General features: G+C 68.8%; 14 protein-coding genes. All 14 read right to left on the reverse strand.

From position 1 onward, the window contains the following. On the reverse strand, positions 1 to 1,771 hold a 1,771-nt coding region (locus tag TSO5_RS16780; RefSeq protein WP_109152652.1), incomplete at its 3' end, for a flagellin. Positions 1,772 to 1,971: 200 nt separating this feature from the next. After that, positions 1,972 to 3,030 (reverse strand): ketoacyl-ACP synthase III, encoded by a 1,059-nt coding sequence (locus TSO5_RS16785; protein ID WP_109152623.1) that lies wholly within the window; start codon positions 3,028 to 3,030, stop codon positions 1,972 to 1,974. Positions 3,031 to 3,069: 39 nt separating this feature from the next. Beyond that, positions 3,070 to 3,858 (reverse strand): SDR family oxidoreductase, encoded by a 789-nt coding sequence (locus TSO5_RS16790; protein WP_109152624.1) that lies wholly within the window; start codon positions 3,856 to 3,858, stop codon positions 3,070 to 3,072. Then, positions 3,855 to 5,033: a class I adenylate-forming enzyme family protein gene (locus TSO5_RS16795; RefSeq protein WP_109152625.1), complete on the reverse strand. Its 1,179-nt coding sequence runs from the start codon at positions 5,031 to 5,033 to the stop codon at positions 3,855 to 3,857. The genes TSO5_RS16790 and TSO5_RS16795 overlap by 4 nt, the downstream gene beginning before the upstream one ends. Further along, positions 5,030 to 5,278, reverse strand: coding sequence for an acyl carrier protein (locus TSO5_RS16800; protein ID WP_109152626.1), 249 nt, complete (start codon positions 5,276 to 5,278; stop codon positions 5,030 to 5,032). Before TSO5_RS16800 ends, TSO5_RS16795 begins: the two co-directional genes overlap by 4 nt. Next, positions 5,275 to 6,150: an alpha/beta fold hydrolase gene (locus TSO5_RS16805; RefSeq protein ID WP_109152627.1), complete on the reverse strand. Its 876-nt coding sequence runs from the start codon at positions 6,148 to 6,150 to the stop codon at positions 5,275 to 5,277. The genes TSO5_RS16800 and TSO5_RS16805 overlap by 4 nt, the downstream gene beginning before the upstream one ends. Before the next feature lie 3 nt (positions 6,151 to 6,153). Continuing rightward, positions 6,154 to 6,387, reverse strand: a complete 234-nt coding sequence (locus tag TSO5_RS16810; RefSeq protein WP_109152628.1) for an acyl carrier protein — start codon at positions 6,385 to 6,387, stop codon at positions 6,154 to 6,156. Positions 6,388 to 6,419: 32 nt separating this feature from the next. Then, a complete protein-coding gene (locus tag TSO5_RS16815; protein WP_109152629.1) occupies positions 6,420 to 7,166 on the reverse strand; it encodes a glycosyltransferase family protein in 747 nt (248 codons plus the stop codon). Further along, the gene (pseI, locus tag TSO5_RS16820) at positions 7,159 to 8,217 is read right to left on the reverse strand and encodes a pseudaminic acid synthase (protein ID WP_109152630.1); all 1,059 of its coding nucleotides are present in this window, start codon (positions 8,215 to 8,217) and stop codon (positions 7,159 to 7,161) included. The genes TSO5_RS16815 and pseI overlap by 8 nt, the downstream gene beginning before the upstream one ends. 107 nt (positions 8,218 to 8,324) lie before the next feature. Next, the gene (locus TSO5_RS16825) at positions 8,325 to 9,923 is read right to left on the reverse strand and encodes a glycosyltransferase (protein ID WP_199230916.1); all 1,599 of its coding nucleotides are present in this window, start codon (positions 9,921 to 9,923) and stop codon (positions 8,325 to 8,327) included. A gap of 97 nt (positions 9,924 to 10,020) precedes the next feature. Then, positions 10,021 to 11,316 (reverse strand): pentapeptide repeat-containing protein, encoded by a 1,296-nt coding sequence (locus TSO5_RS16830; protein WP_109152632.1) that lies wholly within the window; start codon positions 11,314 to 11,316, stop codon positions 10,021 to 10,023. Positions 11,317 to 11,377: 61 nt separating this feature from the next. Continuing rightward, on the reverse strand, positions 11,378 to 13,639 hold the full coding sequence (locus TSO5_RS16835) for an ATP-binding protein (protein ID WP_109152633.1): 2,262 nt from the start codon (positions 13,637 to 13,639) through the stop codon (positions 11,378 to 11,380). Between the two features lie 604 nt (positions 13,640 to 14,243). After that, positions 14,244 to 14,588, reverse strand: a complete 345-nt coding sequence (locus TSO5_RS16840; protein WP_109152634.1) for a hypothetical protein — start codon at positions 14,586 to 14,588, stop codon at positions 14,244 to 14,246. Between the two features lie 20 nt (positions 14,589 to 14,608). Further along, positions 14,609 to 15,010 carry a helix-turn-helix domain-containing protein gene (locus TSO5_RS16845; RefSeq protein WP_109152635.1) on the reverse strand — a complete coding sequence of 134 codons (402 nt, stop codon included), beginning with the start codon at positions 15,008 to 15,010 and terminating at the stop codon, positions 14,609 to 14,611. Positions 15,011 to 15,190: the final 180 nt, after the last annotated feature.

Here is a 15,190-nt window from a genome sequence, read left to right on the forward strand (position 1 = left end):
TGGCGCCTTCCTCGTTCTGGTCGGCCAGCGTCAGCTTGCTGGCGCCTTCCGTCAGCACGTCGCTGAACTCCTTGGTGAAGTTCTCACGGGTCGTGATGATGTTCAGGTTGGTCGACAGCGACTGCGAGGCCGAACGGATCGTCGCCTTGGCATTGTCGAGACCGGCGACCGCCTTGTCGATGTCCTTGCGGTCCGTCCAGTCGTTCTGCGCTTCGTCGAGCTTCAGACCCTGACCGCTCGTGGTCAGGTTCACCGCGTTCACCGTGATCGAATTGGTGTTCGTCTCGTTGAGCTGGACGGTGATGTCGTTCGACGAGTTGGCGTCGGAGATCTGCTTGGTGACGATGTTGGCCGAACAGTTGCTCGAAGCAGCCTGCTTGATGGTCTTGGCGTCGACGTTCAGATGGACCGTGCCGCTGTCGAAGGCGAAGGCCTGGTCGCCGCTCGCGAGCTTGCCGTCGCCCTGATCGCTCATGCCGTCGCGGGTGACCTGGGCGCCGTTGGAGTTGGTGACCTGGATTTGCAGATCGACCTTCTTCTCGATGGTCGAGATGCCGTTGCCCTGGTTGTTCGCCGCTTCCATCAGGCGGCGATCGACCGTGAAGGACACAATGGTGCCCGACGCGAAGCTCTCCGAGATCTTCTTGGTCAGCGCGTTGGTCGTGCTGGAGGTCAGGGAGAAGTCGCGCACCACGCCGCTCGTGGTGTTGCCGGTCAGGGTGATGGTGCCGCTGCCGCCGATGGCGGCGGAGGCGACATCCTTGCCGGCCAGACGGCCGCTGCCCGAGATGGCGCTGCTGATCGAGTTCGTCAGGTTGGTCGCGACGTTCTTGGCGGCGTTCTGGCCGACGGCGACGTCGCCGCTGGTGGCGGTGTAGCTGAAGGTCTGGCCTTCCACCGTGATCGAGAAGATGTCGCCTTCTTCGATGGTGCCGCTGACGTTCACCGTGGAGATCTGGGCCTGCGTCGACGTCGCCGCCTGCGTCAGGTTGGTGGAGGTCGTCTGCGTGTTGTCGAAGTAGGAGGTCGTCCGGCTCTCGTTGCCGTCCGACACGATGATGTCACGGCTGCGGCCGTTGGCGCCGCGCACCTCGATCTGGACGTTGGAGAAGCTGCCCGAGGTGCTGGAAATGGTGCCCGACAGCTTCAGGCCGGTCAGGCCGTGCGCATTCTCGGCCGAATTGATGTCGTCGGACTTGCCTTCGATCGAGCCGTCGCCCTTGATGCGGATCGAATAGGTGTCCGGCGCCTGCACGTTGGTGACGCGGGCGTTGTCGACGCCGACGATGGTGTTGACGGCGGCACGGGACGAGCTGGTGCTGTCCATGCTGAGGCCGTTGCCGGCGATCAGGTTCTTACCGCCGTAACCGCTGTCGGCGGCCAGCTTGTCGATCTGTCCGCGCAGCGTGTTGAACTGCGAAGCCAGCGACTTGCGGGTGGCGATGGAGGCGGCATCGTTGCCCAGGGCCGCATAGGCGGCGGTGGTCAGGCCCTTGGCCTGGTCGACCATGGAGTCGATGGAGGTCAGGCCCTTGTCGGCGGCCTGGATGGTGCTGATCGACTGACCCATCGCGTCCTTCAGCGACGTCAGGTCGCCGGCGCGCTGGTTCAGACCCTTGGCCGAGAAGAAGGCGGTCGGGCCGTCGAGGGCGGTGTTGACCTTGTTGCCCGTCGACAGGATGTTCTGTTTCTTGTTGATCTGTTCCTGCGTGCTTTGCAGCTGCAGCAGGTTGGTCCGCATGGACGAAGAGAGGGTAACGTTGCCAGCCATGATAGCCACTCCTTTGGAGGATCAATGTCCGGACGCGCACCGATTTCGGAACGCTTGACCCGGAAGGGGACTAATTCCCCCGCCAAAGGGGTAGGCAAGAAGCGGGCCAGTTCAAATTTGCCGGGTTTCCTTGGTAATCCATGCCGGTGGGCAGGAATGTACCCGGCAAATTTTGCCTACCTGCCGGCAAATTCTGCCGGTTAGGGGGCAGGGCTTGCCGGGGCGGCAGATTCTGCCGGGCATTTCCTGCCGGACAGGACAACCGTTTCGCACACCGCCAGCGGTCCGACGGCAAGCGCCGCGCTGCCCCAGGACCAGCCGACGCCGAAGCCCGACAGCAACAGCCGGCGGCAGCCCGAGGCCAGCGGTTCCGCCAGCGAACCGGCCAACGCCAGCGGGATGGAGGCGGAGCTGGTGTTGCCGACCTCCCGCAGGGCGACGACGGTACGATCGGCGGAAACCCCCAGTTTCTGGCCGAGATGGCGGATCATTTGCGCGTTGGCTTGGTGCAGGACGAGGTGGTCGACCATGTCCGTGGTCCAGCCGGCGCACTCCAGCACGGCGCGGACGCTGCCCGGCACCTCGCGCAGGGTGAAGGCGAAGACCTGGGTTCCGTCCATGAACAGGCGCGGCGGCCGGTCGGGATGGCGCATCGCGCCGCCGTCCGCCGCCAGATAGGGCGCACCGGCGCCATCGCTTCCCAGGTCGAAGGCCATGGGCGAGGCCGTGTCGTCCAGTTCCAGGGCGATCGCGGCGGCGCCGTCGCCGAACAGCGGCGCCACGGCGCGATCCTCCGGATCGACCAGCCGCGAGGTGGTGTCGCCGACCAGCAGCAGCGCCCGCCGCCCGGCCGCCTTCAGCAGCCCCGCCGCCGCCCACAGCCCATAGACGAAGCCGGAACAGCCGTGGGTGATGTCGAGCACCGCCGCCCCCTTGCGCAGCCCGAGCCGCCGGTGCAGGAGGGAGGCGGTGCCCGGCAGCGTCTGGTCATGGGTCTGGGTTACCAGGACCAGCAGGTCGATGCTGCCCGGCTCCCAGCCCAGACCGTCGAGCAGCCGGCGGGCGGCGGCCTCCGCAAGGTCGCTGGTGCATTGCCCGGGGGCGACGATCCGCCGCTCCTCGATCCCTGTGGCGGCGGCGATCTTGCGGGCAGCGTCCTCGCCGAAACGGCGGGCGAGATCCCCGACCGTCTCGCGCCCTTCCGGCACGCAGCCGATGACGCCGCGCACGCCCACCCCGTCGATCCGGCTGGCGACCATCTCCGCCTCCCCCATTTTCCTACAGCGTCACTTACGGCCTCAGCAGGTGATGCCGCCGTCCACCGTAAGGGTCTGTCCCGTGATGAAGCCACCGCCGTCGCCGAGCAGGAAACGGACCAGCGGCACCACGTCCGCCGCGGTGCCGAGCCGCCCCAGCGGCGTGCGGCGGACGATCTGGTCGCGCTGCCCGTCTGACAAAGTGCCCGACATCTCGGTGTCGAGATAGCCCGGCGCCACCGAGTTGACGGTGATCGCCCGCCGTCCGACTTCCCGGGCCAACGCACGGGTCAGCCCGTCCAGCCCGGCCTTCGACGCCGAATAGGCGGCGAGCCCGACATAGCCGCGCTGGCCGATGATGGAGGAAATGTTGACGATCCGCCCACCGCGGGCACCTTCCCCCCGCGCCGTCAGCTTGGCCCGCAAAAAGGCGCGGGCGGCCTGGAGCGCGCCCGTCAGGTTGGTCTGGATCACCGCCTCGGCATCCACCTCCGGGAAGGTCGCCAGCACGCCTTCGCGGGCGATGCCCGCATTGTTGACCAGCCCCCACAGCGGCGCCTCGCCACCCCAGGCGATGGCGGCATCGAAGAAGGCGCGCACCTCGTCGCCGTCGCCGATGCGGCAGGGGTGCCAGAACAGGTCGGGACCGGCCAGCCGCTCCACCGCGTCGGAGGAGGAGCGGCTGCAGGTGGAGACCCGATAGCCGTCGGCCAGCAACGCCTCCACCAGCGCAAGGCCGAGGCCGCGGCTGCCGCCGGTGACGATGACGTGGCGCTTCGGCTCAATTGCGGTTGAAGCGGGGGCGGTTGAGGCGGGGGCTGACGCGGTCATTGGGATCCCTTTCGGCTCTTCTTGCCGGCGGCGCTCAGCGGGATATGGTCGGCGAAGGTCAGGGCGCGCGGCCGGGCGGCCGGCGGCAGGTCGGCGGTGGCGGCGCGCAGGGCAACGCGAAGGGCGGAGTCATCGGCGCCCGGGACCGGAACGATGGTGGCGGTCAGGAGATGGCCGGTGATCGGGCTCGGCACCGCGACGACCGCGGCATCAGCCACCCCGTCCACCGCCAGCAGGCGCCGTTCCACCGCCTCCGGCGAGACCTTCACCCCGCCGACATTGACCAACCCGTCGAGCCGCCCGGCGAACAGCACCCGGTCGCCCCGGCGTTCCACGAGGTCCCCGGTGGACAGCCAGCCGTCGGCATTGACCGCACCCGGTGCCGCGCGCGGGCTGCGCACCTCCAACACCCCGTCGGCGATGCGCAGAGCCAGCCCGTCGGGCGCCGCGTCCAGCCAGGCCGCCGGAAAGCCGGCCCGGCCATCGGCGACGGCGAACAGCGCCCCCGCCTCGGTCGAGGCGTAGATGTGGCGAAGCCGGGCATGGGGAAACCGCTCCGCCAGCCGGTCGAGAAGCGGCTGGTCGGCGGCTTCGCCCCCCAGCGTGACCGCGGCCAGCGGCAGGTCCGCATCGCCCAGCGCCATCAGGAAGGCGCGCCAGAAGCTGGGCGTGCCGCTGACATGGGTCACGGCATGGCGCCGCGCCGCCTGCGCCAGCGCGGCGATCGTTCCCGCACCAGAACTGGGCACGGCGACCAGCAGCGCTCCGGCCGCGGCGGCGGTCAGCATCACCTGCAGGCCGGCGAAGGCGCCCGGATCATAGGTCAGCAGCCAGCGCGCGCCCTCCTCCGTCACGCCGCGCAGCCGGCCGCGCAGCCGGGTGAAATCATGGTGCAGGCGCTTGGGCGTGCCGGTGGTGCCGGAGCTTTCCAGCGTGACGGAGAAGCCCTGTCCCGGCTGCCAGCCTGCGGACTCCGCACCCCCTCGGGCCAGCAGAACCCCCTGCCCGGCCGCCTCCGCAGCGGCCAGCGCCGCCAGCACACGCGAAGGCCGATCGGCCTGCACGACCCCGCCTGCCGGCATCGGCAATGCGGCGAGGTCAGCCCAGCCGAAGACCTCCTCCCCTTCGATCAGGCGGAAGGCGGGATGGATCCAGTCTGGGCGGCCGTCTGTCATGCAGGAACGGTGTAGAGCGCCGCCAGTTCGCCGACGGTGGTGAACTGACGGAAGCCTTCGCGGAAGGGGTCCTGGCCGGTGCGTTGTTCCAGCACCACCAGCAGCGTGGCGAGGTCGAGCGAGTCGATCGGCAGATCGCCGTCGAGGAAACGGCTGTCCGCCGTCAGGGGCGGCAGCACGTCCCCCTTGTCGGCGGCGATGCGGCCGAGTTCCTCGGCGATCAGGGCGAAGATGCTGTCGGTCATGGTCTGGTCGGCTCAGGGAGTGGGCGCCCGGCGTGGGCATCGTCGCAGCCGTCCAGGAAGGCCCGGATGGCGGCGGTCACCGGGCTGGCGGCCTCGATGTGCGGCAGGTGGCCGGCATTGTCGAAGACCCGGAACGGGGCGTCCGGCGGCAGCCGGTCGGCCGGCGGCAGCGGGATGATGCGGTCGTCGCGACCCCACAGAACCTGGACCGGCATCGGATAGGCGCTCCAGTCCACCGGCGGCCCGCCGCCATCGGCATGGGCGGCGAAGGACTCCTCGATGATCCGCTCCAGCCCGGCGCGGCGGACCGGGTCGGCGCCCTGGGCGTGCAGCACCTCGCCGAAGCGGGGGATCAGCGGCGACGGACCGGCGAACAGCCGTTCGGCACAGGCGCGTCCCTCCGCCACGTCTGCCGGCGCAATGGCCCGGCGCAGGAAGTCGAGGTCGAAGGGGGTGCCGAGCCCGGCGCTGGACAGCAGGGTCAGGCTCGCCACCCGATCGGGCACCAGCCCGGCCAGTTCGCGCGCGACATAGCCACCCATCGAATGGCCGACCAGATGCACCCGCGGCAGCTCCAGCCCGTCGAGGAACTCGACCAGCCAGGGGGCGAAATCGGCGACCCGGCCACTGCCGACATCCGGCGTCGATCCGCCATGGCCCGGCAGATCGACGGCGATGGCGCGCCGCCGGGCCGACAAGGCCGACAGATTGAACTGCCAGGTCAGGCGGTCGCCGGCGAAGCCATGCAGAAGCAGGACGGGCACGCCGCCGCTGCCGACCGACAGGTAGGCGGCGGGGCCGCCGGCGACGGTGGCGACACCGGCGCGCAGGCGGCTGCCTTCGGATACAGGCCGGGAAACGGGAACCGGCACCGGTCAGGCCGCGACCGGGGCACCCGCCAGGGCCAGCAGGTCGGCGACCGTCTTCGCCTTGGCCAGCTTCTCCCCTTCGACGACCACGCCGGTCTTCTCGTCCACCAGCGCGATGAAGCTGATCACCGCCAGCGAGTCCCAGGCCTCCAGCGATTCCAGGGACTCGTCGCCGGTCAGCGTGCCGGGATCCAGTTCGAGCATCTCGTCAAGAGCGAGAAGGAATTCATTGCGATCCATAAGCTTTTCTCCTTGGTCGAACCGGGACCGGATCAGTGCAGCGTCTTTTGCCGGACCGAACGGTTGATGTCCACCCAATCGGGGTGGTCGCGAAGAGTTTTGCAACAATCCTGCCAGCCGAAACCGGGGTTGGACGGCACCAACGCCTCCAGCAGGCGGCGCACCAGCTCATAGTCGGCGGGCTCGTCCACGCACCAGCGCTGGTCGGCAGGCTCCACCGGCGCGTCGGGCACCAGCGCCGTCCCCAGCCGGAAGCGGTCGGGGCGGCGGTAGATGTAGGGGGTGACATGCTCCCGCTCCGCCGGGTCCGCGGCATTGGCCGCCGCCTCGTCCAGCAGGCGGCGCGGGAAGATCTCGGCATCCAGCCCACGCGGGTAGCGGGTGCTGTCGATCGACAGGTAATCCAGCGGCTGGCCTTCCTGGAAGGCGGCGATCAGACGGCCGACCAGCGCCGGGTCGATCAGCGGGCAGTCGGCGGTGACGCGCACCACCAGATCGGCGCCGGCCAGCGCCGCAGCACCGGCGAAGCGGCCCAGCACATCCTGCTCGTCGCCTCGGAAGACGGCGACGCCCAGACCCTGCGCGCACCCCACCACCGGGTCGTCGGTGGCGTTCACCGTCGTCGCCAGAACCACCGCATCCAGGCCGGGCGTGCGGGACAGCCGTTCCAGATGGTGGGCCAGCAGCGGCCGGCCGGCGGCCGGCATCAGCACCTTGCCCGGCAGCCGGGTGGAGGTCATCCGGGCCTGAGAAATGGCGACGACGCGCGGTTTATCCATGCCGGTCCTCCTGCGTCGGCGGCGCCAGCATGTCCCAGGACAGCGGCTCCCCCCGGTTCAGGCGGCGGACGGCGCGGCGGCCGAGCACGTCCGGCAGATGCTTGGGCGGCATGCCGAAGCCGGGGCGGATGGAGCGGACGTTTGCGGCGGTCAGCGGTTCCCCCGCCTCCACGTCGGCGACGACATAGAGGGAGCGGCGGTAGTCGCGCCCGCCAACCTCGCTGGGCTTGACCGTATAGTCGACCCGGCCCATGGCGGCTGTCGCCGTACGGACGGCGTCGGCCATCGCCTTGAACTCCGCCGGCTCCAGGGAAAAGGCGCTGTCGACCCCGCCGTCGGCGCGCGACAGGGTGAAGTGCTTCTCGATGATGGTGGCGCCCATCGCCGCGGCGGCGACCGGCACGGCGATGCCCTGGCTGTGGTCGGACAGGCCGGCGGTGACGCCGGCGAAGGTCTGGGCCAGATGAGGGATGGTGCGGAGGTTGCAGTCCTCCGGCGGGGTGGGATAGCCGCTGACGCAATGCAGCAGGGCCAGCGGCACGTCGCCGGCCGCCGCCACCGCCTCTTCAATCTCGCCGAGCGTGGCAAGGCCGGTGGAGATGATGAGCGGCTTGCCGGAGCGGGCGGCGCGGCGGATCAGCGGCAGATCGATCAGCTCGAAGGACGCGATCTTGAAGGCCGGGGCGTCGAGTTCCTCCAGCAGTTCGATTGCGGTCTCGTCGAAGGGGGAGCTGAAGATGGTCAGGCCCAGCGCCCGTGCCCGCTCGAACAGCGGGACATGCCACTCCCAGGGCGTGTGCGCCTCGCGGTAGAGGTCGTGCAGGGTGCGCCCGCCCCACAGCCCGCCCTCCAGCCGGAAGCCGGGACCGTCATGGGCGATGGTGATGGTGTCGGCGGTGTAGGTCTGCAGCTTGACCGCATCGGCCCCCGCCTCCTTCGCCGCATCCACCAGCGCCAAGGCACGGCCGAGGTCACCATTGTGGTTCCCCGACATCTCCGCGATCAGGTAAGGCGGATGGCCGGGCCCGATCGCGCGGCCGGCGATGGACATGGCAGGACGGCCGAGGGGAGAAAGGCTGCGAGCGGCGTTCGACAAGGGAGGGCTTTCCAAGGAACCAAGAACCGGGGATCAGTCTTCCACGAAAATGTGAAGGAAGATTAATTCACCCCGGCTCGTTCGGCGCGCAGCAGGGCCCGCGCCTCCTCGCCATAGGCAATCAGCCGTTCGACGCATCGGTTGCGGTCGCCGATCTCGATGAAGCGCGCCTTCGCGGCGGCTACGGCAGCGGCGTGTGCGGCGGCATCGGTGGCAAGCGTCACGGCACGCTCCACAAAGGCGTCGCGGCCGGACACGCAAAATTCGGGACCGGAGACGACCGCACCGTCGCCCCAGCCGTACGTCACCACCGGCACCCCTTCGGCCAGGGCGAAGGCCGCGCCGCCGCCACCACCCTGGCGCGGCGGGTTGAGGAAGACGCGGCAGAGGCCATAGAGCGCGCGGATGTCGGGGACATGGCCCAGGCAGCGCATGCGCGGGCCATTGCGCAGCGGCGCGAGGCGCGCCGGCAGGTCCCGCACCTCGCCGGCAAACACCAGACCGGCATCGGGGCAGCGGTCCAGAATGTCGTCCAGCAACTGCAGAACCTCCCCCGTCACCTCCTGATCCAGGCGGGTGCCGACCACCGCGAACAGGGGCGTGCCGTCGGCAAAGCCGGTGTCCACGCGCACGCCGTCGGACGGCGGCAGGGTGTAGCCGAAGGTGAAGGGACGGAAACGGCGGGCGAAGGGGCCGCGATAGAGCGCCGGGATCGACTGGGTGTGGTCGCGCTCCTCGAATCCAAGGACGATGGGGGCCAAAGACAGGGTGATGCCGGAACTGGTGGGCAACGCCACCACCGGCCGGGCGCCGGAGTCGGCGAACAGGTCGGCGACGATGTTCGACCCGCCGAAGGACACGATCAGGTCGGGGTCGTAGCCGTCGATGGCCTCCACGATGACGCGCAGCTTGTCCTGGCTGAAGGCGGGCTGGGTGAAGGAGGCGACCTTGACCTGCCGGCCGAACATCCTCAGCGCGTACACGCCCTCCAGATCGGCGGCCACCTCCGCCACCATCGGCGGAATGAAGACGCTCTCGACCCGTGCCGGCAGGCCGTTGACGTTGATGATGGCGACATCCATCCCGAACTCGTCCTGCATGCGGGCGGCGAAGTCGAAGCAGTCGCGGGTCGGCTGATGGCCCTGGTTGGTGAACTGGTTGGTCACCACCGCGACACGGCGGATCGGCCCGTCGCGCAAGGTCGCCCGCGGCGGCGTCAGGCCCCAGCGCCGCGCGATCTGGCGGACCATCGCGGTGTAGTAGCGGAACTGGTCACAGGGCACGAAGCTCGCCAGCTTGTCGCCGCTGGCCGCGCCGAGGAACAGCTGCCGCGACATGCACCAGTGGGTGTAGTGCAGCGCCGCCGGGTCGGCGCTGTCGCCGCCGAGGATCAGGTAATGGAGAATGCGTTCATAGTGATAGAGATCGCCGGTCAGCAGGAACAGGACCGAGCGGAGCCGGACATTGTCGTTCGACGGCGCCTCGCGCTCCAGCCGCTCGGCCAGCGCCAGACGGCTGTCGAGGTCGAGATCGCGGCGGAGCTCCTCGCACAGCGCGGTGAACCGGTTGATCTTCTCGGCGTCGAACTGCCGGTCGGTCAGATAGACCATCATGGCGGCGGCAGCCGCGGTCACGCGGTCGGATGGGACCGTTTCCGGCATCTTCTGGACCTTTCGACTGACAGCCTTCCCGTGTGTAGCGCCGCCGCCACCGGCAGGGCAAGCGGGCACTGCCGCCGCCTTCCATTATGCTCGCAGCCTAAAGCTTCAGCCCGGCAACGCCGTCCAGGATCGCCCCCTCCGCCAGGGCGCGGCGTTCAAGCTTGGCGCCGAAAAGCTTGGCCCCGGTCAGGTCGGTCCTGGCGAGGTCGCAGCCGCGCAGGTTGGCGAAGGACAGGTCGGCGTTGGCGAGATTGACGGACCGCAGACTGCCGCCGCTGAGGTCGGCATAGCGCAGCTTGGCCCCCGACAGATCGGCGGGGCGGGAGCGATGCTCATCGAACACCAGGGGCCGCAGATTGACGTTGCGCAGGTCGGCGTTGTTCAGCTTCGCGTTCCGCAGGCTGATGCCGCGCAGGTCGCCGTCCGCCAGCTTCGCCCCGCGCATGTCGGCCCTGTCGAGCACGGCGGCCTGAAGCTGCACGCCCGACAGATCCAGGCCGTAGAGCGTCGCCCCGACGGCGCGCAGCATGGTCAGGCACAGGTGGGCCAGCGACGGAGCATGACGCAGGTCGAAGCCGGACAGGTCGAGCATCGCGCCCTGCGCCCCGCTCGATCCCACCCAGGTCATATGGTCGGCCAGCAGATCCTCCAGCGACCGCCCCAGTTCCGCCACCACGCGGCCGACCGGCTTGTCGGTCAGCGCCTCCTCCACGTCGGCGTCGGTGAGGTCGGTCATCACCATGACGGCGCCGGTCAGCACCGCACCGCGCAGGCAGGCGCCGCGCAGGTCGGCGCCGGACAGGTCCGCCCCCTCCATGTTGGAGCCGGTGAAGTTGGCGCCGCGCATGGTCGCCCGCACCAGCTTGCAGCCGCGCATCACCGCGTCGGAAAAATCGGTGTGGATCGCCATGATGCCCGACATCCGGGCATTGGTCAGGTTGGCGCCCGAGAGGTCGGCGCCGTCGGCCTCGGCCGGGGATGAGTCGATCTGCACCATATGCAGATGGCCGGACCGGTCCTTTTCGGCCAGGGAGCCGTCGCGCAGGTCCGCCTCGAACAGATTGGCGCCGACCAGGATCGCGCCGCGCAGGCAGGCGCCGCGCAGGTCGGCCTTGATCAGGCTGGCGCCGTCGAAATTGGCCTGCCGCAGATCGGCGACGAAGAAGGACGCGCAATCGAGCCGCGCGCCGGCCAGATTGGCACCGCGCAGGCTGGCGCCGACGAAATCGGCATGGGCCAGATCGCGGCCCGACAGGTCCAGCCCGGACAGATCGCAAAAGGACAGGTTGGCGCGCGCGCCGCCCACCCGGGCATTGCGGAACATCTCGTGTTTCCGCACCGCCAGATCGAGCTGCGCCTGATCGAGACGCCTGAGCGTGCGATTCTGCACCATGGCCCCATGAACTCCCTAGTCTGCGCCAGTTTGAGGCAACCCAGCTTCAGAAAGGGTTAATTCACGCCGCGGACTCGTTCTCAAGCGCCTGTTCGCCGCCGTCGGCCGTGCGGCTCCCCGGCCGTTCCGACAGGATGGCGGCGATGGCGTCGCGCAGTTCGTCCGGGGACACCGGCTTGTGCAGCAGCCGGCAGCCGGTGGCGACCGCCTCGCGGATGCGTTCGGGCGCGGTATCGCCGGTCAGGATCAGGCCGGGCACCGGCCGGTCCAGCCGCTCGCCCACCGCCGCCACGGTCTGCACCCCGGTCAGCCGGCCCGGCAGCCGGAAATCGCTGACGATGAGATCGGGCACGGGACCGTCCTGTGGCGGCGTCCCGCTTTCCGGTCCACCGAACAGCGCCAGCGCGCTTTCACCGTCGACCGCCGCGATCACCCGATAGTCCCAGCTTTCCAGCAGCAGCCGCACGGCGTCGCGCTGGATCGGATCGTCCTCCACGACCAGGATCAGCCGGTCGCCGCTCTGAACCGGATCGGGATCCTGCGCCGGCACCTGAGTCGCCGGCCGTTCGGTCCCGACCACCGGCACATTGACCGCGAAGACGGAACCGCGGCCCTGAAGCGACCGCACCTCCACCGTGTGTCCCAGCAGCGCCGCCTTGCGCCGCACCTTGGCCAGCCCGAGGCCGAGTCCCTGACGCCGGTCACGCTCCGGATTGCCGAGCTGGACGAAATCCTCGAAGATGTTGTCGAGCTGTTCGGCGGGAATGCCCGTCCCGGTGTCCCAGACCTCGATGCGCAGCCAGCGGCCATGCCGGCGGCAGCCGATGGTGACGCGGCCCTTGTCGGTGAAGCGGATCGCGTTGCGCAGCAGATCGCCCAGCATGCGCATCAGCAGCGTCCGGTCGGTGCGGATCACCATGCGGGTGGGCATCGCGCGCAGGGTCAGCCCCTTTTCCGTCGCCATGCCGCGGAATTCGGCCAGCAGCTCCTCGAACACCGCCGACACCGGGACGTCGGCCAGCTGAGGCCGCACGACGCCGGCGTCCAGCGTCGCCACCTCCAGCAGGGCGTGCAGAAGCTTTTCCCCGGCATCCAGCGCTTCGCCCATCTTTTCGGCGATGCTGCGGTCGCGCGTTTCGGCCAGCCGTTCCATCAGAATGTGATGGAACAGCCGCAAGGCCTGGAAGGGCTGGCGTAAATCATGGTTGGCCGCCGAGAGGAACCGGCCCTTGGCCTGATTGGCCCGCTCCTTTTCCTCCAGCGCCCGGCTCAGCTTGAGATTGAGGGTGCTGAGGGCGGCGGTGCGCTCCTCCACCCGCTCCTCCAACTGCGCATTGGCCAGTTCCAGCTGGGCGTTCGCCTGGGTCAGGGCCTGACGGGCCAGCGCCTCGCGCCGCAGGCTGGCGGCCCCCAGCATCGACAGTCCGGCAAGCGCCGCCACCCCGGCGACCACCACGACAAGGCCGCGCTCCATCCGGACATACCAGGGCTCCAGCACGGCGGTGCGCGGGACCGTCACCGCCGACAGGATCGGCAGGTCGGCCATCCGCTTCACACCGAGGATCGACGGCTTGCCGGTTCCCGTCCAGTTCGCATCGACCCGGATCGTTCCCGCATCCAGCCGTGGCAGCGGGCCCAGCGACGGAACGCCGATGCCGGCCAGACGGACGCCGTCGGGACGGTACAGGCCGACGGAGCGCGCCATCCCGTCACCGAAGGCGTTCAGCACCGGGTTCAAGGCCGACACCGGGACAGCCACCAGGACCGCACCGTCGAAAACGCCCGCTGCGGTGTGGATGCGGCGGGCGAAAAGAATGGCCGGCTGGCCGGCCATATGTCCGAAAGCCGGCAGGACCTGATGCTCCTCCCCCGGCGGTAAGGGGCGGACCAGCAGCGACAGGCCGTCGCTGGTTTCGGGCTCGGCGAAGGCGACGGCGGAGCCATACCGCAGCGAGCCGTCCGCACCCAACAGGGCGATGCGGCCGTTGCGTTCCACCGCCATGGCTTCCGGCAGGCTGCGTTCCGCCCATGACCTCAGGCCCCGGCCATCCATCCGGCCGGCGACCTGTTCCAGCAGGTCGATGCTGGCGTCCAGCACGCCTCGTGCGTGGCCGTCGAACAGGATGGCCGCCTGCCGCGCATCGTCTTCGGACCGTTCGAGCGTGTCCCGGTAATCAAGCGCGGTGACGGCAGCCCAGGATGCCGTTCCCAGCAATGCCAGCATGGCGCAAAGGGCCGCAACCAGCGTCCGCGGCGAGGCGGTGATCCGGCGGACGAAGGCAGAGGACGGCGTGGGTGATGGGGCCATCTGCGGCGATGACATCGGCCCGGTCAGGCAGGCATCGGACGGACCCGCGGTCCATGGGACCGAAGCTCCTTCCAAAGCGGCAGCGACAGGCGGGTGACGATCATCGGTGGGAAATCCTCGGCGATGGCGAAGGGGTTAGGCGGCGGTCGGCGGGCATGAGAAGCATGTTTGCCCAAACTGCGCAGGACAAGCTCACGCATTGGGCTGTTCCGAATGTTCGAACGACAAATCGGCCTGCGCATCCCCGTTTGGTTGGTGGACCGGAACTATAGCTTAGCCCCAATAGCCGGAGGAACTTTATCACACGAAGCAATGCAGTGCGACCGGTCTTGGCGACTATGACGATGATCATAACCACCCTGTCCATCCGGTGAATGCAGCTTCACCGATACCATAGATGCTCGCGCGCAATCATCGCGCCAGCCTCCACTTTTAATATTTCGTTTTGTTGCAGCTCTCCGCAATGACCAAAAACCCGGATCGAACAGCCGCGCGTGGACCGCGTCACTGTGCGCATCGAGAACCGAGCACAGGGCAAACCGAGCAAACGGCAAAAGGCCGCACGCGCAGGAGGCGCGGCGGCATGATGTCGATCAGGCAGGCGGTTAAGGCAGGTGGCTTAGGGAGGTGGTGCGACGGTCGGCGTTTCGCCGCGCACGATCAGGATCAGGCCGTCGTCCGCAGCTTCCAGTTCCTTGCCGGCGTCGCGGGGGATCGGAACCTTCTGGCGGCGACAGAAGAGCAGAAGCAGCGCCAGCGTCTTGCTGGGCGTGAACAGGACCTCCCGCGTTCTGGAGGCGCCGCTCTGCTGAATCTGGACCGACAGACCACCTTCCGAGGTGGGCGTCACCGTCGTGACGACGCCCAGCGGCAGGTCCGTCTGATTGGGGGCCTTCTGGTACCAGGCGAGGGCTTTTTTCAGGGCGGAATTGGTGAAGAACAGCTCACGGGTCTCTACGATCATTCCATACCCTGACGAAACACTCAGGCCCGGCCACCCTCCAGTCCCGGGTTGAGCCGGAACGTGATCGCGCGCCCCAGTTTGGATTCCCGCAGAAGGATCTGCTTGGTTTCCAGCAGCTTGATGGCCCGGTTCACATTGGGCCGCTGCATGCCCAGCGCGTCAGCCAGTTCGGACTGCAGCACCGGAACGGAGCGATCGAAATGGAGCCTCCGGCTCAGATAAGTGAACACACGAAGCGCCTCCAGAGTGATCTCGCGGTCGGTCGACACGGCTCTGGAGATGACGTCATGATGATGCAGCATCGTGGCCTCGGTACGCAAGGTTGTCAGGTTGCTGGGGCGATAATCGGAATGGTTCGGCGGGGCGCCCGGCAGGCCCGCTACGCCGTGTGAAGTCTGCGATCCCGTATTCGGTTCGGTCATCGTACCTTCCCAATCCGCTGCGGCCGGCAAGGCCGGTGATTTCAGGTGGGGTGACCGTAGCGCAGGATTATTGTCCGAGTATGTCGCCAAGATTTCGCGGCTGACATAATTGGTGTCTCCGGAGGCAATCATGAAACCGGATTGAAACCGCCGCGCACGGTCGGGCAGGCCCCGCCCGGC

The organism is Azospirillum sp. TSO5 (assembly GCF_003116065.1).
GTDB lineage: Bacteria > Pseudomonadota > Alphaproteobacteria > Azospirillales > Azospirillaceae > Azospirillum.